Consider the following 20,936-nt stretch of genomic DNA (forward strand, 5'->3'; position numbering starts at 1 on the left):
CATCGACTCAGCTAACCGTAACAGTCCGACAAAGTGCCACCTGTTGGATCCCAAGAGCTCGATCGCGTCGACAACCGCCTTGCACTCCGCTGCTGCGCAACCTGCGGTGAGCGCGGCCGTAAGCGCTCCAAACAGAAGATACCCCCTGGCCGTCACTGGATCGGCGTCGTAAGGGTCGCTTGTTGGAGCAAAGATGAGGCGTTGGATCTCTTCGACTACGATGTGCGGCCGTTCGAACAAAGGCGCCACGTCGCTCCAGGCTCTGACAGAGTCAAAATCGCTATCACGAAACGTCGTATTAACCGGCTTTCCTGTATCGATTATGGCGATCGGCTTCGCTTGGTGATAGAGACACCGCGCTCTACGCGTAAGCTCTGGCCGATTCCGTTTGTATGCGTAGCGCTCCATGGTGCCGGCAAATCGAAGAGCTACAGTTTCGTCGACTAGCAGTTGATTCTCGGACGTGATCTGCGACAGCGCTAATTCCGGATCGTCGAGAACCAACAGAGAATTCGCTAGGTCGCCTGCGTCCACACGCGACGTCCTCTGGTCAAGTTCATGACTCAACAGGAGCAGCCTAAGCGTGTCGCCCCACCGCCCAAGAGCGGAAGCCGCAGCATGACCCGCCAGCAGAATGGGCCTGAGATGGGCGTACGGCAGGAAATCGTACATCGCGGCCCGTAACCAATCAGAGGACAGCTGTTCGAGCACATCGGCATGCCTTTCGGCCCGCGTGAGGAACAGAATTCGGGCACGTGCGACGGGATCTAGGCAAGGACGTCCACTCGATCGGTCGGCAAGACTTGAATAGAATGTCCGTTCGTCCTCGACTGAGTCACGTCCGGGCAGCCGCGAACGCGTCTCCGATTTCAGAAAGCTCACCAGGCTGTCGTGAATGAATGTCAACAGGCCATCGTCAACGCGAACGAACGGCGCCAGCAGTCCCTGATAGATGTCCTCGATCGCTCCCCTTTCAGGCCACTCGACAAGCCAAGTCACAGGCAGCGTTCGCGCCGCTCTACATAACAACCCGAGGAGGTTCCTCGTCTTGCTATCTTGCAGAGATGGCGATAGGCGCTCCTGATAATATTGCGCAATATCACCTTTGTAATCTCCGGCCAGTTCTAGCGCTGCCGTCACGCTAGCGTCACTTGACTGTTGTAATAGCAACAGGAGGTACGTCAGAATCAGCGGATTCCCAAGAGAGGCGCTGTACAGCAGATCCCGATCCTCGCCGGTCGTCGAGGTCGGTCCAAAAGGTGTGTAAAAGACATCAGGCGGCGATCCTCGGCCGACCTTCCGGGACGGGCTTTCCGTCCTCGAACCTCTTCCCTTCGTAGACATCTCCGAGCAACTGGGGAGCGTTCAGCTTCCGGAAGCGCTTCTCGGCCACCAGCAGCAGCCTCCAGATCAGCGCCGTGGCGTTGTCCACCCGCTTGAACCGCTTCGCGGCCGTGGTGCGCAGCCGAACCGAGGCGAAGGGGCTCTCGACGATGTTGGTCGTCCTCAGGTGCCGCCAGTGCGGCTCGGGGAAGTCGTGGAAGGCGGTCATGCGGTCCCAGTCGTCCTCGAGCACGGACACGGCGTCCGGTTGCGCAGCCCCGTAGCGGGCCCCGAACGCGTCGCGCGCCTCCACCGCCTCCGCCCGCGACGGCGCGTAGGCCACCGCCCGCAGCAACGTCTTCGCCTCGGCCTGTTCTCTTTTCGGCAGCCGGTCCAGCACGTTGGCCGTCTTGTGGTTCCAGCACCGCTGCTCGGCCGCCTCCGGCCACACCTCCCGCGCCGCACCCCAGATCCCCAGGTTCCCGTCGGCCACCAGCAGCTTCGGGGTTCCCAAGCCCCGAGACTTCAGATCCCTCAGCACCGACGCCCACGACTCGGTCGACTCCCGGTAGCCGGGGACGACCGCCAGCACCTCCTTCGTCCCGTCGCTCATGGCGCCGATCACCACCAGCAGCGCCGCCTTGTCCCGCTCCAGGCCCGCCTTCACGTAGATCCCGTCCGCCCACGCGTACACGACCTTCCGGTCCCCCAGCGGCCGTCGGCGCCACGCCTCGTACTCCGCCGTCCACTTCACGCGCAGCCGGCCCACCGAGGTCTTCGACAGCGGCGCCCCGTCGCCCAGGAGTCCCCTCAGCGCCAACTCGAAGTCGCCCCCGGCCAGCCCGTGCAGGTACAACTCCGGGATCAGATCCCCCACCTCCCGCGTCCGGCGCGCGAACAGCGGCAGCACCCGGCTCTCGAACCGCTCCTCCAAGCCCCGCACCCGAGGCCGCCTGACCTCGATCGTCCCCGAACTCATCGCCAGACGCCGCGGCTTCCCGTACCCGTTCCGGTAGCCCGGCGGCGCGTCCACCGCCGCCCGCCGCTCCGACTTCCCACGGCCCAGAAGCTCCGTCAACTCCTCCTCCAGAGTCGCCTGGATCATCTCCCGAACCCCCTCCCGAACCCACACCTCCAGCGTCTCCCACGCTGGCCCGCTCGACCTGCCCCGCGTATCGTTGCCCATGAGGCGACGTCCTTTCTCCGGGTCTCACCCCGGATCCGCTGTTACTGGTCAGCTGAAAGGTACGTCGCCTCCCTTTTTACACACCTTTTGGTCCTACCTCCGGTCGTCGGGCTACTGAGCTTGGAGACAAGGCTATGGACCTCCGCACGGCTTAGGCCGTCCACTTCGATTCGTCTCTTGTCGTCGGCGACTGTTGTTGCCACAGCTGCGGGAATTACGCTTGCGAGCAATGCTTGCGGCTGACTGCTCAGGATGATCAGAAAACCGGCCGGGACTTCGCTTGGGTGTGGCAACTCATTCAGCACTCGCGTTTGAAGATTGACTTCCCGCATCACATGATCTAAACCGTCGATCAGCAAGATGGTCTTGTGGCCGTCGAGAACATAACGCTCATTTGCGCGCGCCATGTGCCACCGAAGGGCGTCTCGGCCTTGGGCAACGTCAAGAACACCGACGCTACTCCGCGTCGGATCAAATCGATCGAGACGCGCAACGACATCTTGAAAAAACGTCAGTGCTTCGGCCCGGTCGCGATTCCCATCGGTGCTCGGTAAGAAGGCGTAATACGGTACGAAGAACGGATGTGCGGAGTCGGTGAGAACATCCTGCACAAGCGTTGATTTCCCAGTGCCGGCTGTGCCCGTAATCGCAACGTACCCTCCGCGGACAGCGTCAACCAGCGCGTGCAATCTATCCGCCGCTACATGGTTCTTCTCGTACGGAATATCCGGCTTTGGGAAGCGCTGGATTAGTCCGGAACGGTTCAAGTGCAGCCCGATGTCTACAAGGAGGTAGTCTCGTTCGATGAATTCTTCGTTGGGATTGTCTGTGAGCCAAGTGGCTATGGCCTTATGAAGGCTGTCGAACTGCCTAAGGTAGTGCTTCCGGTCAGGATTGTCGGGGCCAGGACCGGGAGGCGGCAGCTGTCCAAAAGCCAATATGCAGTTTGCCGCGAACTCCGATAACTCTGGTCCCGTCAGGCCGACGTGTTCGGCAATCCTACTCCACGCTTCACGCGCTTCATCAGAATCGGCTGCATCAGGACCTGAAGGCCAGTGGTTATCAACGAATTCCGCGAGGCTGAAGGATGGGATTAGCTGTGCATGATGTCTTGCGTGTGACGCTGGTCGGTTGGTGTGGAGTCGCACAGTTATGGTCTGCCGGTCCCAGCGGTCTCGGAGCGCCTTCCACCCATTGGCGAGATCTCGTAGCAGCCCTGAGGCGGCCAATAAGGTCCCTCCACAAGAAGTCTCTCGCATCTTCGGACCACTTGATCGAATTGCCCTCAACGGATTCTGTCCGTACGAGAACAAAGTCATCGACTCGACCAGCCTCAAGGTCTGCTAGCCGGACACCCTCGAAGCCTGCAGTGCCATCACGCAAATCCGTTCGCAGGGAGTCCAGGATACGCTCTGTGGCGACTTTGTCCTGGTATCCGTATCCCCATCGCGCCCTCCTTTCCCCCATGGCGGGGGCATCCGGTGGTGGTGAGGACGAGGAAGGCTCAGTCATGATTCGGCTCGGCGGATAGGACACCCGGAGCTCGTATTGGTCTGCTTCCAAATCGATGAGAGGGACGTTCGTGGCAATGGTTTCTCATGGCTCGATGCGCTGGATGCCTGCTCCAGCTATTGGCGGTTTCTCGTCAACAGTTCGCGGACGGCCGCTTCGTCTGTGATGTCCGCGGGCCAGCCGTAGGCGGCAGCTACGGCGGTGTCGAGTTGGGTGTGGGCGTTGACGAGCCACTGCGGCCGGGCGTTGTACAGGGAGGTCAAGGTTCGCTTCTTTAGTGCGGTCCGGGCCTTCTCGTCGCGGGGGACTTGGCGCGGGGGATAGCCGGGGACGGGTTCCTCGATCCACACCACCCACTCGGGCGGGTAAAGCCAGCGGTCGCGGAGTTCGACGAGTCGCCGGGCGGGCCGAAACGATGGCTTGGGCGCGTGGATCCGTGATGTAATCGGTCGCGGCCAAGTCGGGCGAAAGTCCGTCCGGGAAGGGGAAAGTCTCGAAGGTGGTCGTGGGGGTGTAGCGCGGCCGGTCTTCCAGGCTCGTCCCTTTGCGTAGCGACCAAGCCTCGTGGAAGCGGCTGTGAAGGATCCCGAACGTGGTGTCGTCGTCACGCGCGATGACGATGAGCTGGCTGTCCGGCAGGACGCGGACATCGAGCCAGTCGAATAGGCGGTGCTTGGCGACTCGCGGTGTAACGATGTACCGAGATAGCCCGTCAAGAGCCGCCCGCAGGTTCTGTCGCGGCCGAAGGTGTCGCCACCAATGGACGCGGTGGACTTCGTCGCGATTCCCCTTTCGCATCGGGTAGACGTGCTCCTGGGCGTGCTGGAAGGGGGCTTCGTACAGGGCGGCTTCTTCCTTCACCATTGTCCAGCCGAAGTCCACGATCCACTTGCCGGCGGGGCGCCGGGTGACGGCCATGCCATTCATCCAGGGGGCGAGCACATCGGAGTTGGGGCGGCCGTTGGGGTTAGTGGGCTCCTGGAGCCACTCCCGAGCGAGGTCTCCGGGAACGTCAAACGGCCCACCCTTCGTGTCCCCCATGAAGGCCACGCCCGCGTTCCGGGCGAGCCGCCGTGCCTTCGTCAAATCGACGCCAGCCTCGCCGCGGCGCGCCGTCAGGTCCGTGTAGATCTCGTCCACCCTCTCGCCGTCGAGCCGGCGCTCCGGCGTGAATTCGTCGTCTGCCTGCGAAAAGCACACCAGCGAGACGCGCACGGCCGCACCATCGATCACCCACGGCTCGTCGCTCCACGCGTCGAAGATCGGCCTTCCGCCCGTCGCTCTCTCCAGCGCCCGCCGGTTCGCGCCGCCGCGGATGGAGTTGGTCGCGACCAAGCCGACCCGCTTCGAGGCCCCTCCGCCCAAGTGTTCTCCAGCCTTCACAAACCAGTAGCAGACGAGGTCGGCTTCGCGGGGCACCCGATCCTCGTACGCGCGGAACAGGTTCGTGACGTATTCCTCTCCGAGATTAGTGATGAGCAGCTTGCCGCCCAGGAACGGCGGGTTTCCGATGATGACGTCGGCTTCTGGCCACCCCGGATCGCCACCTTCGGGCGTCAAAATCGCATCTCGGACACTCAATCGTCTCCAGCGGATCGAGGACGGGCTCGCGGGAGCCGGGAAACCCGTTGCGTCGCATCCACTGGATCTCGCCGATCCACACGGAGACGCGCGCCAGTTCCGCGGCATACGCGTTCAACTCGATCCCCTTCACGTTGGCGGGACCGACCGATGGAAAAGCGCGCTGGAGTCCCATCGCCTCGGCTTCCAACTGCACCCGGTGTTCCAGATCGTGCAGGGCGTGGAGCGCCAGGTAGAGGAAGTTGCCCGAGCCGCAGGCCGGGTCGAGCACGGTGAACTTTCGTAGCCGCTCGAGGAACGAGCCGAGCGAGTGCTCAGCCTGTCTGCGGTGCCGCGTCCGCCGCAGCCTTGGATTTCGCGGCATTCGCTCGCTCGAGGCTGCTGGCGATCCCGGCTTTGGCGGTTTCCCACTCGGCCAGCCACGGACGGACGATCAGCGGATCGATGATCCGCATGATCTTGTCCCGATCCGTGTAGTGAGCTCCGAGCTGGGAGCGCTTGTCCGGGTCGAGACCGCGCTCGAACAGCGTACCGAGGATCGAGGGATCGATGTTGGACCAGTCGAGTTCGGACGCTTCCAGCGTCGTCTCGATCTGGTCCTTGTCGAGGGGGAGGGCCGCGTCGTCCTCAAACAGCCCGCCGTTGAACCACTCTACGGTCTCGAAGCCGACGCGGCCCCCGGAAGACATCGCGCCGAACAGGCCGCGCGCCAGCGTCGCGAATGCCTCGGGCTCTTGCCGCGCGTGCTTGAGCATGCGGGTGAACATCTCGCCGGGGAGCAGACCCACGTCTTCGGCGAACATGCAGAACACGAGGCGGTTCACGAAGTGCGCCACCTCATGTGGGGCGTGGCCGTGGTCCCTGAGCGACTGCGCGAGCTGCGCGAACGTTTGCGCGGCGCGTTCCGTCAGCGTCTGGCGGGTCTCGCCCGGCCGTAGCCGCTCGGGATCGGACATCGCCCATTTGAGCTTGTCCCGGACGGCGGCGTCCACGAGATCGTCCAGCCCGAACTCCAGCGTCTTGCTCACGGAGTTCGTCCAGTTCGTCCGGATCCGGAACCGACGCATGTCCGAGACGATCAGGAGCGGCGGGTTCTCAAGCGCGAGCGCGTACTGCCTCAACTGGTCGAAGGCGGCATCGAGGTCGGCGTGCTTCCCCTTGTACTCCCACGCGAAGCAGTGCCGCTTCCACACGTCCGCCCACCCCGCCCCGCCGGAGTCCTTCCGCGCTCCGCGCTCGAAGCAGTAGTGCTCGCCCTTGGGGTCCGCCTCCGCCGGCGTGGGTTTCCCCGAGCAACCGGCACAGGTCGATGAAGTGCTCCTGCGCCGCAGAGCGCTCCTTCAGCTCCGAAGCTTGCCACTTCGCGATGAACTCGTTCGGTGTCACCGTCAGCTTCTCCCCGTTCCGCGAGGCTGGGCCGATCGTCCATCCTGATCGGCGCGATGGCCCCTCAGATCCTGGCCACTCCGCCGGATCGGTCGGCCGGCCGGTTCAGCCTGGACTCGCTGGCGCCGCAAGCGTGAGCGTCTCCGCGCAGTTGCCGCAACTGATGCGGATCGGAACGAGCAACTGGGGGGCTCGATTCGCGGTACCGCAACGTGAGCACCGAACCGTGATCGGTGCCAGCCCAGGCCCCCAAAAACCCCGATCGCGCCGTTCGCCCAAGGGGGATCGGAAAGTACTCGGCAGCCTGGTCCAGAGCCCTTGCGACCTCCACCACCGACGCCTCGAAGAACTCCCGTCCCGGGATTCACGCGGTGTTCCTGCAGCAGTTGATGCGCATGTCCCTCGGCCCGATCACGGTCGGAGACGTGGACCCAGTAGACGAGTTCGAATGGCCTGTACACGGATGTCGAACTGCTGAGCTGGTGCACTCGTACCGCCGGGGAGACCTTCGACTGCCCAATCTTGAACACCGGATCCACGAAGGACGGGTTCCGCGCCGCATAGATCCACCCGACACGCTTGTACTCCCGTCGCCGCTTGTCGAACGACTTCAGCGCCATGATGCTCTGCATGAGGGGGCCGAACTGCGGCATTTGCTGCATCGTCACTCCTCGAGAAGTCGCGTACTGATTAGGCGGCAAATCGACCACCGGCGCTGAGACTACACCTGCGCCTCGGCCTTGACCATCCCGTGTTGTTGGGCTTCGCCGGTCCGAGACAAGGTGAGGTCTCGCGCGCACTCGCACTGGGGTGCATGAGCAGATCCGGGGCGCCATGAGTCGGGCTCAACAAGGAGCAGACTCGGGGATTCGCATCAAGTCGATCCAGGTTGTGTACGGCCTCGCGACACGGGTCGTATGTTCTCTCGAAGCAGATTTGGTCGCTGCCAATTCGGCCTCAACCGCAGAACCAGTGCTCTGGAAGGCCCTAGATGTACGGAAACCTCCGTCCAGCTGAGCGAAGATCTCACCGCAAGCGCCACTTGGCGGCACGTACCGGTTGCACCCGCTGGAGGCGAGGGTCCGATCGACGAGGGCCGCCTGCAGGAAGTCCTGTTCCGGCACGCAGACATCCTGCCGCTCGGTGAGATCGACCCAGCTTACATCGATCCGGTTCCCGTCTGCATGGAACTCGCCACGCGGGCGGGGTCCGCCGATGCGTTGTACCTGACGCCGACCGGGAGGATCATTCTTGCCGAGTTCAAGCTCTGGAGGAACCCGGGCGCGCGGAGGGAGGTGATCGGCCAGATCCTCGACTACGCCCGTGTACTCGCGTCGTGGAGCTACGACGACCTGGAACGAGCGGTCAGGAACCGTACCAAACGGTCGCCATTTGACATCGTTTCCGAAGCGCACGGCGGCCGTGCAAGAGCAGGATTTCGTCGATAACGTCGCCCGCCGGCTCAGGCGCGGCGAGTTCCTGCTCCTGATCATCGGCGACGGGATCCGGGAGGACGTCGAGGACATCGTCTCTTACGTGCAGAAGCACAGCGGCCTTCGCTTCAATCTTGCGCTCGTCGAGGCCGCCGTTTTTCGTCGTGCGGACGGAGAAGACCTGATCATCCAGCCACGAGTCCTGGCGCGGACCGAACTCCTCCCCGCACGGTCCTCATTCGCAAGACGATTCTGGAGGAGCCGGACGACCACCCGATTGAAGAGCATGAACCATCCCCGATTGAGGACGAGAACGAGCGATTCTGGAGGGCGGTGCTGAGAGAGTTCGCCTTTGACGATCCTGAGCCCGAGGTGCCTCAACTTTCGGAAGACCCAAGCGTCTACGTGTTGGTCGAAGGATCAGGGTTTGGAGGCTGGGGCATCTCGTTCGGCGCCCAGGTGAAACGCAACCAATCCAGTATCGCATGCTACCTGACACGGCGGGCCGGCTTCCCGGAGTGCGAGAGAGCCTACGATGAAATCGTCAGCGCCGTGAGCGAAGACGAGGAGTTGGGAGACAGACTCGACGGATGGGCGCAGTGGGCCACCTCCGGCGGTCAGCCGCGGCTGGGGTTCCAACGCAACACGGAGTTCGTGAAGGGGACGGCGATCCGCGATTTTGACGAAGCCGTCGAGTGGATGCGTGAACACTTCAATCGCCTTGTGAGCACGCTGCACTCTGAATGTCGGCGGAGGCTGCACGGGAGGCGCTGAGCTCGTGGCGAAGCTGCGGGAGAGTCCGCGTCGGGGGCGAGGCGCCCTGCGGCAAGGGACGACACGGGATCCGACGCAATCGACTTACTTCGCCCTGTTGAGACAGTCCGCAGAACGTCTTGGGACAACTGGACGGGCCGCGACCGCTGGCGCGGTCATCGGATGGGCATGCCAAACTGCGGCACGTTGACCGGGCCGAGGGCGCCCAGATTTCGCTACGACCGCCTTCGGCGGCCCGCGTAATCCGGGGGCGACTTGGCAGACCAGGGGTCTTAACAGTACGCCCGGCCAACATGACCAGGCGGGCCGAATCGGGGCGCCCGGATTTGAACCGGGGACCTCTGCGTCCCGAACGCAGCGCTCTACCGGACTGAGCCACGCCCCGAGGGTACGGCGGAGTTCCCGCGCGCCTGGCGCGGGGCCGGGCTCGCGCTCGCTAATGGGGTCGGCGAGTCGGCAACAAGAGCGGGTGACCGGATTCGAACCGGCGACCTCAACCTTGGCAAGGTTGCGCTCTACCAGCTGAGCTACACCCGCGGATACTCCATCCTCAAAAAAAAGAGCCACCGGTCGGATTTGAACCGACGACCGCCGCATTACGAATGCGGTGCTCTACCCCTGAGCTACGGTGGCGAGCCGTCCCCCGCTACCCGAGCAGCCCGTGGCGAAAGCTCCGCTGCATTCGAGCGGCAATGTATCTTGGCTGACACGCTAACGCTCTGCGTTGCTTCTCGGTCACATAGCGCTGCTATGCTCCCTCGTCGCGCCTTGTCAGGTGCGACGGCAGTGGAGCCGGCGGGACTCGAACCCGCGACCTCTTGAGTGCGATTCAAGCGCTCTCCCAGACTGAGCTACGGCCCCTCGTTCGACACGTTGTTTGGGAACGGGGCTGACGGGATTCGAACCCGCGACCTCCGGTGTGACAGACCGGCACTCTAACCAGGCTGAGCTACAGCCCCCTGTAGCGGCGTTCCGATGGGGCCTACTGGACTCGAACCAGTGACCTCTACGATGTCAACGTAGCGCTCTAGCCATCTGAGCTAAGGCCCCGCCGAAAGACAAGACGAGCGGACCCCGGGGGGGAGCCCGCTCGGACGCTACATGCTAAAGGAACGGCCCGAATCGGTCAACCTTTGCGGGTGCCTCGGCGGGCGCCGGATCGGCGGTCCCCGGCGACGGTTGCATCCACCGGAACGGGCTTTACCTTGTTCGCGTCCCGCGCCCCCGACGCGGGGGGCCAGCCGGGTGACTCACATCGTCGATTCCCCCTCAGAGAGGCGGATGAAGATAAGCTCTCGCGCGGCCGCGGCCGTCGTTGCCGTGGCCCTCGGCGCCACCGCGATGGCGCTGTACCGGCCTTCAACCGGCGAACTCGAGATCGCAACCGCGAGCCTCGACCCGTCTTCTTTCCTGCACCTTCAGGAGAGTGCGGGAGGAGGGTCGGCCGACCCTCAGGCGGCGGGCGAGGGCGAGACTGCCGCGGCGTCCACCCAGTACGCGGATGAGCAGGATCTCGCGACCATGCCTCCGCAGTGGCGCGCGATCTACGACCACGAGAACGCGAGCCGCGGACCCGAGCAGCCGATCCCCTTCAACCACCGCTTCCACGTCACGGACCTGCAGATCGACTGCATGTACTGCCACGTGGGTACGGAGCGGTCGGTTTCCGGGATCGTGCCGTCGCTCGCGGTCTGCATGGGCTGCCACCGCGTCGCGGGGAACGGACTGCCTCCGGTCGAGGAGCTGCGCGCCTACGAGACGCGCGGCGAGCCCGTGGAGTGGGAGTGGGTGTACAAGCTGCCGGAATTCGTACAGTTCAGCCACAAGGCGCACCTGCGCAACCTGGAATGCCAGGACTGTCACGGTCCGGTCGAGGAGATGGATCGGGTGTACCAGTGGGCGTCTTTGACGATGGGCTGGTGTCTCGAGTGCCACCGACAGCCCCCGTCCGAGAGCGACGTCGCGACCGACCACACGTTGTCGCGCGACAACCCGCCGCCGCGGGCTCCGGCGCCTCGCCAGCCGGAGGGATTCTACCCGCGAGACATCGACACCGACTACGGCGAGACGCGGGCCCCCACGGATTGTGCGGCATGTCACTACTGAACGGCGGCTGCGGTTGCGGTGGATCCTGTTCCGGCGGCGCACCGCGGACGGAGCCTGACCCGGTGAACGAGGTCAGCGAGAACGGGACCTCGCGGCGACGGTTCCTCCAGGTCCTCGGGGCGTCGGGCGCCGGCGCGGCCACGATGGCGGCGTGCGGTCCGCCGAACTTCGCGGACAAGCTCATTCCCCACCTCGTGGAAGAAGAAGGGATCACCCCCGGCGTCTCCGACACGTACGCCACGGTCCTGCCCGATGCGGGTCCGGAGCCGGTGCCCGTACACGCGCAGGTGCGCGACGGGCGAGTCCTCGGCCTGAGCCCAAATGGCCGGTTCGGCGGCGGCACGAGCGGGCTCTCGTCGCTCACGCATTCGACGCTCCAGGATCTCTACGATCCGGATCGGGTGAGCCAGCCGCTACAGCGCAATCCGTCGACCGAGGAAGGGGCCCCTCCGTTCCAGTTCGCGAGCTGGGAGGATGCGACGGCCGCGCTCACGGACGCGGTGCGGGTCGGCAGCGCCGTGCTGCTCACCGGTCGGGTCACGGGCACGACGGGCCGATTCATTGCCGACTGGGCACGCGTGATGGGCGTCGAGCACGTCGCGTGGGAGCCGTTCTCCAACCGGGCGCTGGCGGCCGGCACGTCGGACGTGAGCGGCGGAGCGGGCATGCCGCGCTTCGACCTGTCCGGGGCCGACCGGATCGCCTGCTTCGGGGCCGACTTCCTCGGCACGTGGCTCGCTCCCACGCAGCTGGCGGCGGGGTTCGCCGCCGCGCGGGATATCGAGGCCCACCACCACGCGAAGTTCACCTTCGTCGGCCCGCGCCTGTCGCTTACGGGCGCCAACGCGGACGAGTGGATCGAGGCGCGTGGCGGGACCGAGGGCGCCGTGGCGCTCGCGGTGGCCGGAGTGGTCGCCGCCCAGCGGGGCACGGCGCTCCCGGCCGGACTGCCGGACGTATCGCCGGAGTCGGTCGCGGACGCCGCGGGCGTATCGGCCGAAGCGATTCGCGCGCTCGGTGAGGAGTTGGCGGCCGCGGAGAACGCGGTCGCGATCCCGCCCGGGCTCGAGTCGCAGGGCGCGGACGCACGGCAGGCACACGCGGCGGTCGCGGCGCTGAACGAACTGCTCGGAGCGGTCGGCCGCTCGGTCTTCCCGGGCCGCGGCGCCCCGGAGGGCACGACGGCCGGGTTCGGCGACATGCAGGCCCTGATCGGGCGCATGCAGGCCGGCCAGGTGCGGACGCTGATCGTGGCAGGCGGCAATCCCGCCTACTCGCTCCCCGCGGCGGCCGGGTTCGCGGCGGCGATGGCGAACGTGGCGAACACGGTCGCGATCGGACCGCATCTCGACGAGACGGCCTCGGCCTGCGGCTGGGTACTTCCGAGCCACCACGCTCTCGAGTCGTGGTGCGATGCCGAACTCGCGGGCGGCGCGATGGCACTGGGGCAGCCCCTCATGCACCCCGTGTTCGACACCCGTCAGCGCGAGGACCTGCTGCTTCATGTGGCGAACGCCGCGGGTCAGAGCGGCGCCTTCAGCGCGGCCGACTACGCGACGGTGCTCAGGAACGCCTGGACCGTGCGGCTCGGCGGCGACGACGCATGGCTGGACGCGCTCCGGCGCGGAGGCGCGACTGCAGCGGCGTGGGCGGCGGGCGGCGGGGCGGACGGCGGCGCTGGGGACGGCGAGATGGCTGCCCCGATGAACGGGGCCGGCGACCAGGGTGGATTCAGCTTCCCATCGGCGTCCTCGGGCACGCAGCTCGTCGTCTACCCGACGGCCCAGTTCTACGACGGCCGCGGGGCGAACCGCTCGTGGATGCAGGAGCAGCCCGACGCCATCACCAAGGCCGTGTGGAATTCGTGGGTGGAGATGCACCCCGACATGGCCGACGAACTCGGCGTGAAGCGAGGCGATCTCGTCCGCATCGAGTCCGGCCAGGGCGCGATCGAGGCGCCGGTCTACGTGTACCGCGGCATCCGCCCGGATACGGTCGCGATCCCGCTGGGGCAGGGCCACACGGAGTACGGCCGCCACGCGCGCGGCCGAGGCGTGAACCCGCTCGACCTGCTCGCCCCGGAGGCTGATTCCGGCTCGGGGGCGCTTGCCTACGCGGGGACCGCGGTCACCGTCACGGCGACCGGCGAACGAGGCCGACTCGTCGTCACGCAGGGGTCCACCGACGACTTCGACCGTGAGATCGTTCACGCGATGAACGTGGACGACGCGCTGCACGAGATCGAGGCACATGAGATCGATCTCGTCGAAATGGTCGAGGCCGCGTGGGACTCCGATCCCAACAGCCCGTACCGCTGGGGCATGGTCATCGACCTCAACGCCTGCACCGGCTGCGGCGCCTGCGTCACGGCCTGCTACTCCGAGAACAACATCCCCACCGTCGGCGAGGACCAGGCGAACCTCAGGCGGGAGATGTCGTGGATGCGGATCCACCGCTTCGAGGAAGAGACGGACGACGGCGGGTTCCAGACGGTCCAGCAGCCGATGCTCTGCCAGCACTGCGGCGACGCGCCGTGCGAGCCGGTGTGTCCGGTCTACGCGACGTACCACAGCCCCGAGGGGCTCAACGTCCAGGTCTACAACCGCTGCGTCGGCACGCGGTACTGCGCGAACAACTGCCCCTACAAGGTGCGGCGCTTCAACTGGTTCAACTACGACGCGCCCGGCCGCGGAGACGACCGGGCCTTCCCCTGGCCCCTGAACCTCCAGCTCAACCCGGACATCACGGTTCGCGAGGTGGGGGTGATGGAGAAGTGCACGATGTGTGTGCACCGCATCAACAAGTCGAAGATCGACGCCAAGGAGGAGGGGCGGACGCTGATGGACGGCGAGGTGGTCACCGCCTGCCAGGCCAGCTGCCCAAGCAACGCGATCACCTTCGGCAACCTCAAGGATCCGGGCAGCGAGGTCTCCCGCAAGGCGAAGAGCGCCCGCGGCTACCACGCGCTCGGAGAGCTCGGGGTTCGACCCGCGATCACCTACCTCGAGGACGTGACGCACCAGCACATGGCGGGCGGGCACGGTGAGCCGGCCGCCGGTGAAGGCGAAGAGGCGCACTGATGGCCACCGTCGAGGCGAAGGTGCCCGCCCACCCGACGCTGGCCGACGCGAACCGAGACATCACGCGTCCGATCTCGCGGCCCGACAAGCGCTTCTTCCTCGTACTCGGCGTCGCCGGCGCGGGGCTGGCGCTCATGTTCGGGGCCTGGTTCTACCAGATCGGCGCGGGCATCGGGGTCGCCGGGATCACGCACCCCGTCTTCTGGGGCGTGTACATCACGACCTTCGTGTTCTGGGTCGGGATCGCCCACTCCGGGACGCTGATCTCGGCCATCCTCTACCTCTTCCGCTCCGGCTGGCGCACGACGATCAACCGTACCGCGGAGGCGATGACCATCTTCGCGGTGATGACGGCGGGACTCTTCCCCCTCATCCATCTGGGTCGCGTCTGGTACTTCTACTACCTCATGCCGTACCCGTCGCAGCGGCAGATCTGGCCGGACTTCCGATCTCCGCTCGTGATGGACGTGTTCGCGGTCTCCACCTACCTCACGATCTCCGCCCTGTTCTGGTACACGGGCCTCATCCCCGATTTCGCGGTCCTGCGGGACCGGGCGAAGGGGTGGGCGCACAAGATCTACGGCGCGTTCTCACTGGGGTGGCAGGGAACGGTGAGCGAGTGGCGGCACTACCGCCGCATCTACCTCTACATGGCCGGGATCGCGACGCCGCTGGTGCTGTCGGTGCACTCCGTGGTCTCGTGGGACTTCGCGCTCGCGATCGTGCCGGGCTGGCACTCGACGATCTTCGCCCCGTACTTCGTGGCCGGGGCGATCTTCAGCGGCGTCGCCCTCGTGATCACGATCATGATCCCGCTCAGGTGGGCGTTCGGGCTCGAGGCCTACATCACCGAGAAGCACTTCGAGAACATGGCGAAGCTGGTCCTCCTGACGTCGCTCATCGTCGGATTCTCCTACGGGACGGAGTTCTTCCTCGCCTACTATTCGGCCGATCCGATCGAGATCGAGAGCTTCCGCTACCGGGCGCTCGGGGACTACGCGCTTCCCTTCTGGGTCATGGTGTTCTGCAACGTGGTGGTGCCGCAGGCGCTGTGGTTCAAGAAGATTCGGACGAGGCTGCCGGCCCTGTTCGCGCTCACGATCTTCGTCAACATCGGAATGTGGTACGAGCGCTTCGTCATCATCGTGGCCTCGCTCGCCCATGAATTCGAACCGGGGGGATGGGGGATCTACGTGCCGAGTTGGGTCGAGTTGTCGATTCTCGTCGGCAGCTTCTGCTGGTTCTTCTTCTGGTTCCTGCTCTTCTCGCGCAGCCTGCCGGTGATTTCGATCGCGGAAGTGAAGGAGCATCTCGCGCACGAGCACGGGAACGGTCACGGGGACGACCATGAGTAGCGGCGTCCTCGGGCAGTACGACACGCTGCCCGGCACGCTCGACGCGATCGCGCGGCTGCGGGATGCGGGGCACCGCAACATCGAGGTGTTCTCGCCGATCCCGTCGCCGGAGATCGAGGAGGCGATGGACATCCACTCCTCGCCGGTGCGCGTGTGGGCACTGACGGGCGCGATCACGGGCTGCATGCTCGGGGTACTGCTCACGGCGGGCACGTCGCTGGCCTATCCGCTCGTCACGCAGGGCAAGCCGCTCGTGTCGCTGCCTCCGTTCGTCGTGTTCATGTTCGAGCTCACGGTTCTGCTCACGGGGATCTTCGGACTCGTCGCATTGCTCGTGCATACGAGGCGGCCGGTGATCAAGCTGGACCCGGCATATCGCACCTCCTTCTCGGTCGACCGCTGGGGCATCTTCGTCCCTGCCGAGGGCGAGGGCCGCGCCGCCGCCGAGGCGCTGGTGCGGGACACCGCCGCGGTCGACGTGGAGGTGCAGGAATGACCGCCCGGGCGGCCGCGGCCGTGCTGCTGACCGCTCTCGCGGCCGGCGCGTGCGATGACCAGATCAAGCACATCGAGCAGCGGACGCCGCTGTTCAGCACCATGTCCTGGCAGCCCTCCATCGAAGCCTTCGAGGAGCGCGCCCGGATGCCGGTGCCCGGCACGATGCCGATCGATGGTGAGCGCACCTACGATCTTCTGGCGGCCGACAGCATGCTCTCGAGCCCGATCGCGGGCACCGGGGCCGACCTGGCCCGGGGAGAAGAACTGTTCGGCCAGTTCTGCACCCCCTGCCACGGTCCGGCCGGTGCGGGCGACGGCTCCGTGGTCGGATTGAACCGGATCCCCGACATCCCGCTCCTCAACATCCGCGGCGAACTCACTCGCGGCTACACGGACGGATACATCTGGGGCCTGATCACGAACGGGCGGGGGCTGATGCCGGCCTATCCCCGCATCCCGGCCGAGGATCGCTGGGTTCTCGTCGCCCATGTGCGGCGCCTGCAGGCCGAGGCGATGGCTGAAGAAGCGGCGGCCGAAGAAGCCGCAGCGGCCGCGGCGGCCGCGGCGGAAGCCGAAGCCGCGGCGGACTCGGCGACGGAGACCCCGGGGACGGGAGGCGGCCGGTGAGCGGCGACCGTCCGACGCTCGCCACGAGCGATGCGCTGAAGACGATCGGCGGCCGGATTCCAATGACGTGGCTGATGGTGTGGGGGGGCGCCATCGCGGTCGGCGCGGTCGGGTTCGTGACGACGGTCGGCGGCGACGCGCAGCGGGCCTGGATGAGCGTCTGGTCGAACTTCCTGTTCTGGACCGCGATCTCGATGGCGGGAATCGTGTTCGGCGCCGTGCTCCAGGTCGCGAAAGGGCATTGGGGGAAGAGCTTCCGGAGGCTGGCCGAGGCGGCGGGGGCGTTTCTTCCCGTTTCGTTCGCGCTCTTCTTCACGCTGCGCCTCGGCGCCGAGCACATCTTCCCCTGGCTCGGGCCCGTGGAGACGGAACATCTGAACCGCGACTGGCTCACGCTCGACGGGGTCTTCCTGCGAAACGGGGTCCTGATCGCGCTGCTCTACGCCTTCGGCTTTCTGTGGCTCTTCTATTCGATCCGGGCCGACGCCCCGCTGGTCGCCGGCGAACATCGGGGCTGGCGCAAGACGGTCGTCTCTCTCTTCGCGCGCGGCTGGCGAGGGGACGAGGAAGAGGTCACACGCTGCCGGAACCGGATCGGACGTCTGTCGGCTGCGCTGATCCTGAGTTGGGCGATCGTCTTCTCGCTGCTCGCGTTCGACTTCGGAATGTCGCTCACGCCGGGGTTCGTGAGCATGGTGTGGGGCCCGTACTACTTCATCGGCGGCTGGCTCGGTCTGCTCGCGCTCGTCGCGATCATGGCCCACCGCTACAACGGGCGCTTCGATGGACTCCGCCTGTGGGGGAAGTGGGACTTTCACGACCTCGGAAAGCTGACCTTCGCCTTCGTCGCCTTCTGGACCTACCTCTGGTTCGCCCAGTACCTCGTGATCTGGTACGGCAACATCCCGCGCGAGACGAATTTCTTCATGCCGCGTTCGACCGGTGCGTTCGGTTTCATGTTCTGGCTCCAGATGGTCCTCATCTTCGTACTTCCCTTCCCCTTCCTCCTGGGCCGAAGCCCGAAGATGAGTTCCCGATGGCTCGCCTTCGTCGGCCTGATTATCCTGGCCGGCTTCTGGGTCGAGCGCTGGAACATGGTGGCCCCGTCGATCTGGCACGGAGAGGGGCTGCCGCTCGGCGCTCCGGAGGCGATGATCTCGGTCGGATTCCTCGGCCTGTTCGCGCTCGCGTACAGCGCGTATTCGACCACCTTCCCGAAGGTTCCACTGCGCGAGACGATCGCGGTCGGGAGCCCCGGACGCGGGCCGTAAGCCGCGAGGGGTGCCCCGGTCGACCTCCGGCGCATATTCTCAAGAGTCGTAGCATGACGTGACGGCGCCAGTCATGCCGGCCGGGTGCGACCTCGCGCCGCGAAGTTTCTGACCAAGGCGAGTTGGATGGAGCTTTCCGAGAATTACGAGCAGTTGTTGCAGCGGACGAACGCGACGGTCGAGAAGTACCGTGAGGGGGCCGACGAGCTGAGAGCGAAGCTCCGGAAGGCCCGGGCCGGCCGTAAGGTCCAGATCATGGCCATGATCGACCGGCTGGAACGCAAGTACGACGGTGCGAAGACCCGGTTGGAGGAGCTCTCCGATTCCGAGGACGACGGGAACAACCGGGCCCTCGGCGCCCTCCACCAGAAGGTGGTCTCCGAACTCTCGGACATGAAGCGGACGATCCAGACCCGGATCCGCTGACCCCGGCGCGCCTCAGCATCCCCGAAGCGAGCCGCGCGATGACAGTATTGCGACCTGTTGCAGATCGTACTACCGTCTCCGCATGAATTCACTTTCCGTCAAGCTGCCCGCCGAGATGGATGCGGCCCTTACGAGGGAGGCGCGGCGGCGTCACGTCAGCCGCTCGGCCCTGGTCCGCGAACTCCTCGGTGGAGCACTCGATTGCGACTCCGGCCCAGAGTCTCCGAGTTGCCTCGAACTTGCGGGTGATCTGGCCGGCTGCTTCGACAGCGGCCGTTCCGATGCGGCGACCGACCGGCTCCTGCTCGAAGAGGCCACGCTCCTCGACGCTGACTACGTTGCCGCCGACCGTAGTCGTTGACACGGGCCCCATCGTCGCGTTCCTCGACCGTCGCGAGGCTCGTCACGATTGGGCGCGACGCCAGTTCGACACGCTGAAGGCGCCGCTCCTCACCTGCGAAGCCGTGCTTTCCGAGAGTTCGTTCATCCTCCGGCGCCTGGGTGCCGACCCGAGCCTGCCCGTGAAGCTCATCGAGCGAGGCGTTCTGCGAATCGCGCGGCTATTCGATTCCACTGGTGATGTCGTCGCCGTGGGCCGCCTCATGCGCCGGTACGCGGACGTTCCAATGTCGTTTGCCGACGCCTGCCTCGTACGGATCGTCGAGTCCACGGAGCACGCTTCGGTCATGACGCTCGACTCCGACTTCCACATCTACCGGCAGAGTCGGCGTCGAGTCATTCCGCTACTCGTCCCGGGGGAGTCGTGAGGGAGCTCGACACGATGTTTCTCCGGCGTTGTATCGACACTCTCGAACGCGCGCTCGTCCGTGCGCCAGAGGACATCGAGGACATCCGAACGCTGGCTGGAACAGGGCGGCAAGCTGCGGCTCGCCGCCTTCTTGCCAGCAACCGCTCGTGTTCAAGGACCTCTTCCGGCACGCCGCCAGACACGGTCTCGTCCGTGTGGAGGCCGCCGAACGCTGGCTGCTGTACCGGGACAACCGCAACCGAACCGCGCACGACTACGGCAAGGACTTCGCCGAGGCGACGCTGCGGCTGCTGCCTGGCTTTATCGTGGACGCCCGGGCGCTCGCAGACGCCATCGAGGAAGCGGGGGATGGCTGACCGGCTGCACCTCGGGAGCCGGCACCGGACGGTGATCGAGGCCCTGCTGCGCGAACACTTGCCCGACGTGGAAGTCTGGGCCTACGGCAGCCGCGTCACAGGGCGGAGTCACGAGGGCAGCGACCTCGACCTGGTGCTACGCGGCCCGAATCTCCAAGAGATACCGATCAGCCGTTTCGCAGACTTCGTCGAAGCACTGCGGGACTCCGCAATCCCCTTCCTCGTCGAGGTACACGACTGGGCCCGCCTGCCGGAGCGCTTCCACGGCGAGATCGAACGCGACCATGTGGTTGTGCTGGAACAGTAATGAACCGGCAGCGGCCCATCCGACAACGAATGCCGGTCAACTCCTGGCTCAGCTGCCTGAGTTTGGCGCGCGCTTCGGGGTCGTAAGCCTGGGCGTTGCCGTTGGCGGGGCTGAGGCCGCTGAAGTACTGCCCGCTCTCGAAGTCGTCGGAGTCGACCACCTGCATCACCGCATCGGCACCTTCGGCAATGGTGGAGCGCGGTGTCGCGCCCGCCCGCCGTACCATCTCGGTGGGCATGTATGTAGCCGGATGGAGCGAGCCGACCACAATGCCGCTACCGTCCAGCTCTTCGGCCAGATCGAGGGTGAACATGACCTGCGCGAGCTTGCTCTGGGCGTAGGCACGACGCCCGCTGAAGTTCTTCTCGATCATCACGTCGTCGAAGTCGATCGGGGTCTGCGCACCGGACGACACGTTCACGATGCGGGACGGCGCGCTGGTGAGGAGGCGCGGCATGAGCATGTGCGTGAGCAGAAAGGTGGAGAGGTAGTTCACCTGGAAGCGGTACTCGTGCCCGTCCTCGGTGACCCACCGCTCGTCCGGGGCCGAGCCGAAACCTGCATTGTTGATGAGGATATCCAGCCGGTCGTAGTCGGCCAGCAGCGTCTCGGCGAACTGCCGGACCTCCTTCATCGACGCCAGATCGGCGCGGTAGAAGCGGGCGCTCCCGGGTCCCGTCGCATTGATGGCGTCCACCACCTCCGCCCCCCGTTCCTCGTCGCGCCCGTGCACGATGACGTGATCGCCCCGCGCGCCCAGCCGCAGGGCGAGCTCTCGCCCGAGCCCGGAGGTCGATCCGGTGACGAGGGCCACCTTCTGTCCGGGTTCGGGCAAGGGGGTCGCCTGGGCCAGTAGCTCGGTGGTGGAGGCGGGCCAGGCTGCCATGAAGGCGGCGAGGGCCAGCGCGACCGCTGGGACGGGGTTCCTGGGTGCGGTGTTCATGGT

The 20,936-nt window shown here is 65.8% G+C and carries 20 protein-coding genes, 6 tRNA genes and 1 pseudogene; 13 read left to right on the forward strand and 14 right to left on the reverse strand.

Features of this window, described 5'->3' with window-relative positions; genetic code table 11:
• The 7 genes from ACN9M6_RS00030 to ACN9M6_RS00060 all read right to left on the reverse strand — a co-directional run.
• The coding region (locus ACN9M6_RS00030) for a hypothetical protein (protein WP_419160872.1) at positions 1-1,140 on the reverse strand (1,140 nt) is incomplete at its 3' end.
• Positions 1,141-1,273: 133 nt separating this feature from the next.
• Positions 1,274-2,509 carry an IS256 family transposase gene (locus ACN9M6_RS00035; RefSeq protein ID WP_419160873.1) on the reverse strand — a complete coding sequence of 412 codons (1,236 nt, stop codon included), beginning with the start codon at positions 2,507-2,509 and terminating at the stop codon, positions 1,274-1,276.
• A gap of 41 nt (positions 2,510-2,550) precedes the next feature.
• The gene (locus ACN9M6_RS00040; protein ID WP_419160874.1) at positions 2,551-3,657 is read right to left on the reverse strand and encodes an ATP-binding protein; all 1,107 of its coding nucleotides are present in this window, start codon (positions 3,655-3,657) and stop codon (positions 2,551-2,553) included.
• Between the two features lie 448 nt (positions 3,658-4,105).
• A complete protein-coding gene (locus ACN9M6_RS00045) occupies positions 4,106-5,581 on the reverse strand; it encodes a DNA methyltransferase (protein WP_419160875.1) in 1,476 nt (491 codons plus the stop codon).
• A complete protein-coding gene (locus tag ACN9M6_RS00050) occupies positions 5,490-5,966 on the reverse strand; it encodes a DNA methyltransferase (RefSeq protein WP_419160876.1) in 477 nt (158 codons plus the stop codon). Before ACN9M6_RS00050 ends, ACN9M6_RS00045 begins: the two co-directional genes overlap by 92 nt.
• Positions 5,917-6,795 (reverse strand): type IIL restriction-modification enzyme MmeI, encoded by an 879-nt coding sequence (locus tag ACN9M6_RS00055; protein WP_419160877.1) that lies wholly within the window; start codon positions 6,793-6,795, stop codon positions 5,917-5,919. The genes ACN9M6_RS00050 and ACN9M6_RS00055 overlap by 50 nt, the downstream gene beginning before the upstream one ends.
• A 195-nt stretch (positions 6,796-6,990) precedes the next feature.
• Entirely contained in the window at positions 6,991-7,824 is an 834-nt protein-coding gene (locus ACN9M6_RS00060) for a GIY-YIG nuclease family protein (RefSeq protein ID WP_419160878.1), read from the reverse strand.
• Positions 7,825-7,905: 81 nt separating this feature from the next.
• On the opposite strand from ACN9M6_RS00060, the gene ACN9M6_RS00065 reads away from it, so the two are divergent.
• Positions 7,906-8,436, forward strand: coding sequence for a hypothetical protein (locus tag ACN9M6_RS00065; RefSeq protein ID WP_419160879.1), 531 nt, complete (start codon positions 7,906-7,908; stop codon positions 8,434-8,436).
• Between the two features lie 444 nt (positions 8,437-8,880).
• Complete coding sequence (locus tag ACN9M6_RS00070; RefSeq protein ID WP_419160880.1) at positions 8,881-9,195, forward strand: hypothetical protein; 315 nt, start codon at positions 8,881-8,883, stop codon at positions 9,193-9,195.
• A 311-nt stretch (positions 9,196-9,506) separates the two neighbouring features.
• Here ACN9M6_RS00070 and ACN9M6_RS00075 read toward each other — a convergent pair.
• From ACN9M6_RS00075 to ACN9M6_RS00100, 6 genes are all read right to left on the reverse strand, one after another.
• Positions 9,507-9,580: transfer RNA gene (locus ACN9M6_RS00075), tRNA-Pro, on the reverse strand.
• Positions 9,581-9,659: 79 nt separating this feature from the next.
• Positions 9,660-9,732 (reverse strand) — tRNA-Gly (locus tag ACN9M6_RS00080).
• 24 nt (positions 9,733-9,756) lie between these two features.
• Positions 9,757-9,828 (reverse strand) — tRNA-Thr (locus ACN9M6_RS00085).
• Positions 9,829-9,982: 154 nt separating this feature from the next.
• A tRNA-Ala gene (locus ACN9M6_RS00090) sits at positions 9,983-10,056 on the reverse strand.
• A 23-nt stretch (positions 10,057-10,079) separates the two neighbouring features.
• Positions 10,080-10,154 (reverse strand) — tRNA-Asp (locus tag ACN9M6_RS00095).
• Positions 10,155-10,171: 17 nt separating this feature from the next.
• Positions 10,172-10,245: transfer RNA gene (locus ACN9M6_RS00100), tRNA-Val, on the reverse strand.
• A gap of 231 nt (positions 10,246-10,476) precedes the next feature.
• Here ACN9M6_RS00100 and ACN9M6_RS00105 point away from each other — a divergent pair.
• From ACN9M6_RS00105 to ACN9M6_RS00155, 11 genes and pseudogenes are all read left to right on the forward strand, one after another.
• A complete protein-coding gene (locus ACN9M6_RS00105) occupies positions 10,477-11,301 on the forward strand; it encodes a cytochrome c3 family protein (RefSeq protein WP_419160881.1) in 825 nt (274 codons plus the stop codon).
• Between the two features lie 62 nt (positions 11,302-11,363).
• Positions 11,364-14,381, forward strand: a complete 3,018-nt coding sequence (locus ACN9M6_RS00110) for a molybdopterin dinucleotide binding domain-containing protein (protein ID WP_419160882.1) — start codon at positions 11,364-11,366, stop codon at positions 14,379-14,381.
• Positions 14,381-15,736, forward strand: coding sequence for an NrfD/PsrC family molybdoenzyme membrane anchor subunit (gene nrfD / locus ACN9M6_RS00115; protein ID WP_419160883.1), 1,356 nt, complete (start codon positions 14,381-14,383; stop codon positions 15,734-15,736). Before ACN9M6_RS00110 ends, nrfD begins: the two co-directional genes overlap by 1 nt.
• A complete protein-coding gene (locus ACN9M6_RS00120; protein ID WP_419160884.1) occupies positions 15,729-16,232 on the forward strand; it encodes a DUF3341 domain-containing protein in 504 nt (167 codons plus the stop codon). The genes nrfD and ACN9M6_RS00120 overlap by 8 nt, the downstream gene beginning before the upstream one ends.
• The gene (locus ACN9M6_RS00125) at positions 16,229-16,861 is read left to right on the forward strand and encodes a c-type cytochrome (protein WP_419160885.1); all 633 of its coding nucleotides are present in this window, start codon (positions 16,229-16,231) and stop codon (positions 16,859-16,861) included. The genes ACN9M6_RS00120 and ACN9M6_RS00125 overlap by 4 nt, the downstream gene beginning before the upstream one ends.
• Positions 16,858-18,132 (forward strand): hypothetical protein, encoded by a 1,275-nt coding sequence (locus tag ACN9M6_RS00130; RefSeq protein ID WP_419160886.1) that lies wholly within the window; start codon positions 16,858-16,860, stop codon positions 18,130-18,132. Before ACN9M6_RS00125 ends, ACN9M6_RS00130 begins: the two co-directional genes overlap by 4 nt.
• Before the next feature lie 126 nt (positions 18,133-18,258).
• On the forward strand, positions 18,259-18,558 hold the full coding sequence (locus tag ACN9M6_RS00135) for a hypothetical protein (RefSeq protein WP_419160887.1): 300 nt from the start codon (positions 18,259-18,261) through the stop codon (positions 18,556-18,558).
• Positions 18,559-18,640: 82 nt separating this feature from the next.
• The gene (locus ACN9M6_RS00140; RefSeq protein ID WP_419160888.1) at positions 18,641-18,919 is read left to right on the forward strand and encodes a CopG family transcriptional regulator; all 279 of its coding nucleotides are present in this window, start codon (positions 18,641-18,643) and stop codon (positions 18,917-18,919) included.
• Positions 18,897-19,325 (forward strand): type II toxin-antitoxin system VapC family toxin, encoded by a 429-nt coding sequence (locus ACN9M6_RS00145; RefSeq protein WP_419160889.1) that lies wholly within the window; start codon positions 18,897-18,899, stop codon positions 19,323-19,325. The genes ACN9M6_RS00140 and ACN9M6_RS00145 overlap by 23 nt, the downstream gene beginning before the upstream one ends.
• Positions 19,326-19,473: 148 nt before the next feature.
• Positions 19,474-19,683, forward strand: coding sequence for a nucleotidyltransferase substrate binding protein (locus ACN9M6_RS00150; protein ID WP_419160890.1), 210 nt, complete (start codon positions 19,474-19,476; stop codon positions 19,681-19,683).
• Positions 19,676-19,831 (forward strand): annotated as a pseudogene (locus tag ACN9M6_RS00155) (nucleotidyltransferase domain-containing protein); the annotation flags it as partial. The gene ACN9M6_RS00150 and the pseudogene ACN9M6_RS00155, both read left to right, overlap by 8 nt.
• A 19-nt stretch (positions 19,832-19,850) precedes the next feature.
• Here ACN9M6_RS00155 and ACN9M6_RS00160 read toward each other — a convergent pair.
• On the reverse strand, positions 19,851-20,933 hold the full coding sequence (locus ACN9M6_RS00160) for an SDR family oxidoreductase (protein ID WP_419160891.1): 1,083 nt from the start codon (positions 20,931-20,933) through the stop codon (positions 19,851-19,853).
• Positions 20,934-20,936 lie beyond the last annotated feature (3 nt).

The sequence above is a fragment of the Candidatus Palauibacter sp. genome (genome assembly GCF_965197445.1).
Classification (GTDB): Bacteria; Gemmatimonadota; Gemmatimonadetes; order Palauibacterales; family Palauibacteraceae; genus Palauibacter.

Excerpts from the sequence above, each read along its gene's own strand:
- ACN9M6_RS00120 (WP_419160884.1), top strand. The coding sequence starts at position 15,729 with ATGAGTAGCGGCGTCCTCGGGCAGTACGACACGCTGCCCGGCACGCTC.
- ACN9M6_RS00050 (WP_419160876.1), bottom strand. The coding sequence starts at position 5,966 with ATGCCGCGAAATCCAAGGCTGCGGCGGACGCGGCACCGCAGACAGGCT.
- ACN9M6_RS00035 (WP_419160873.1), bottom strand. The coding sequence starts at position 2,509 with ATGGGCAACGATACGCGGGGCAGGTCGAGCGGGCCAGCGTGGGAGACG.
- ACN9M6_RS00135 (WP_419160887.1), top strand. The coding sequence starts at position 18,259 with ATGGAGCTTTCCGAGAATTACGAGCAGTTGTTGCAGCGGACGAACGCG.
- ACN9M6_RS00105 (WP_419160881.1), top strand. The coding sequence starts at position 10,477 with ATGAAGATAAGCTCTCGCGCGGCCGCGGCCGTCGTTGCCGTGGCCCTC.
- ACN9M6_RS00060 (WP_419160878.1), bottom strand. The coding sequence starts at position 7,824 with ATGGCGCCCCGGATCTGCTCATGCACCCCAGTGCGAGTGCGCGCGAGA.
- ACN9M6_RS00125 (WP_419160885.1), top strand. The coding sequence starts at position 16,229 with ATGACCGCCCGGGCGGCCGCGGCCGTGCTGCTGACCGCTCTCGCGGCC.
- ACN9M6_RS00140 (WP_419160888.1), top strand. The coding sequence starts at position 18,641 with ATGAATTCACTTTCCGTCAAGCTGCCCGCCGAGATGGATGCGGCCCTT.
- ACN9M6_RS00065 (WP_419160879.1), top strand. The coding sequence starts at position 7,906 with ATGTTCTCTCGAAGCAGATTTGGTCGCTGCCAATTCGGCCTCAACCGC.
- ACN9M6_RS00160 (WP_419160891.1), bottom strand. The coding sequence starts at position 20,933 with ATGAACACCGCACCCAGGAACCCCGTCCCAGCGGTCGCGCTGGCCCTC.
- nrfD (WP_419160883.1), top strand. The coding sequence starts at position 14,381 with ATGGCCACCGTCGAGGCGAAGGTGCCCGCCCACCCGACGCTGGCCGAC.